2 protein-coding genes are annotated in these 2,233 nt (G+C 64.9%); both read right to left on the minus strand.

Annotated features, from left to right (window positions below; translation table 11 throughout):
• Positions 1 to 16: 16 nt before the first annotated feature.
• The gene (locus VW23_RS23035) at positions 17 to 967 is read right to left on the minus strand and encodes a substrate-binding domain-containing protein (protein WP_069911834.1); all 951 of its coding nucleotides are present in this window, start codon (positions 965 to 967) and stop codon (positions 17 to 19) included.
• 52 nt (positions 968 to 1,019) lie between these two features.
• Positions 1,020 to 2,024, minus strand: a complete 1,005-nt coding sequence (locus VW23_RS23040; RefSeq protein WP_141728459.1) for an ABC transporter permease — start codon at positions 2,022 to 2,024, stop codon at positions 1,020 to 1,022.
• Positions 2,025 to 2,233 lie beyond the last annotated feature (209 nt).

Here is a 2,233-nt window from a genome sequence, read left to right on the forward strand (position 1 = left end):
CAACTCATGCGTCCGTTCAGAACGGGCTTTCGGCGTCGAGGAACTCGGCGGCGTTGTCCTTGGTGATCAGCGTCGAATCGAGGATGTAGCGGCCGGCGACCTGGATGCCGCCGGTGAAGTGCGAGGTGGTCAGCTCGATCGCCGTGGCGATCATCGCCGGGCTGTAGCTGACATCGACGGGGACCAGCTTGTCGCCCGCCGCCACGCGCTGCAGCATCTGCTGCATGCCGGCGCCGCCGACGATGAACATGTCGTTCTCGCGGCCGGCCTGCTTGATCGCCTCGATGGCGCCCAGCGCAATGTCGTCGTCCTGCGCCCTCACCGCCTTGATGTCGGGGAAGCGGGTCAGGAAGTCCTGCATCACCTTGAAGCCGTCATCGCGGTTCCAGTTGGCGAACTCGTCATCCAGCACCTTGATGTTGGTGCCTTCGATGCCGGCCACGAACGCATCGAACCGCTGCTGGTCGATCGGGATCGGCAGACCGCGAAGGATCACGATGTTGCCGCCTTCCGGCAGCGCCTCTTTGAAGTAAGCCGCCGAGTTGGCGCCGAGCCCCGGATTGTCGCCCGCGACATAGAGGTTTTCGACGCCGTTGATCGACAGCTGGCGGTCGACGACGGTGACGAACTTGCCGGCGTCCTTGACCTGCTTAATCGCCGAGGTCATCGCATCGGGATCACCCGGCAGAATGACCAGCGCGTCGATGTTGCGGGTCGAGACCATGTCCTCGATATCGGCGATCTGCTTGGGCGCGTCGGGCGCCGAAGCAAAGACGAAATCGACATTGGGATAGGTGGTCTTCAGCCGCTCGATCGCCTGCTGGGCGAAGTAGTTGACGCCGCCGGTCCAGCCATGGTCGGCCGCCGGCACCGAGACGCCGATGGTGACCTTGTCCTGGGCCAAAGCGCTGCCGCCGAGAGCGCCGGCGATCACCGCCGCTCCCATAAGGGATTTCAGCAATTTCATGTAGTCCTCCCGTTGCTGCCCGCTCCTTGCGGGCATTGTGAAACCAATAAGCCTAGCTGGCGCGGCGACCCCGCTGCAGCAGCACGGCAAGAATGATGATGACGCCCTGGAACGCCCCGTTGAGGTAGGGGCTGATGAAGCTTTGCAGGTTCAGGATGTTGCCGATGAGCCCCAGGATCACCACGCCGACCACGGTGCCCCAGATCCGGCCATAGCCGCCCTTGAGCGTCGTGCCGCCGATGATCACCGCTGCAATCGCCTCGAGCTCCCAGAGCACACCGGTGGTGCTCGAGGCCGAACCGAGCCGCGGCACGTAGAGCAGCACCGCGACGCCGACCAGCACGCCTTGCAGGATGTAGGTCAGCAGCCGGACGTTATCGACATTGATCGAGGAGTAGCGCGCCACCTGCTCGTTCGAGCCGATCGCCGCGCAATAGCGCCCGAACGCGGTGCGGCGCATGACGATCTCGCCGCCGATCGCCACCACTGCGAACACGATGATCGGCCACGGCACGCCGAACAGCCCGTCGTAGTAGACCGGCCGATAGAGGTCGGCGACCTGGAAGTTGAGCGACAGCGTGCCGCCATCGGCGAGGAAGGTGACCAGCGAGCGGAAGATGCCCATGGTGCCGAGCGTCACGATGAACGCCTCGATGCGGCCGCGAGTGATCATCAGCCCGTTGCCGATGCCGGCCCCGCCGCCGACCACCAGGCCCGCTGCCATGCCGATCAGGATGACGCCCCAGGTGAGCCCCATCGAAGGGATCAGCGAGTTCATCACGATGATCATGATGCCGGCGATCACCGCCGCCATCGAGCCGACCGACAGGTCGAGCCCGCCCGAGGTGATGACGAAGGTCGCGCCGATGGCGATGATGCCGATGAACGACGAACGCGCCAGCACGTTGGTGAGGTTGGAGTAGCTGAGGAAATTCTCGTTGAGCGAGATGCCGAGCAGCACCAGCAGCGCCAGCGCCAACAGCGGGCCTACCGTTTTCAGATCGAGACGAAAGCCGCGTGCCGGCTTCACCGTTGCGTCAGGCGCTGATGCGCTCATCATTCCCACTCTGCTTGATGCCTGCGGCGTACCGCATGATTTCCGCCTCGGTGATCTCGGCGCCCTCGAGCAGGCCGGCCACAGAGCCTCGTCGGGCTGGCAGGGGTTGAGAACGCCGCCTGGGCCGGCGCTGTTCGCGTTGGCGGACCTGACGACCCGCTGTTCGGCTGGCGGGTGGCGCCGGTGAAGACCACCGATCCCGACCTCGA

The organism is Devosia insulae DS-56 (assembly GCF_000970465.2).
GTDB lineage: Bacteria > Pseudomonadota > Alphaproteobacteria > Rhizobiales > Devosiaceae > Devosia_A > Devosia_A insulae.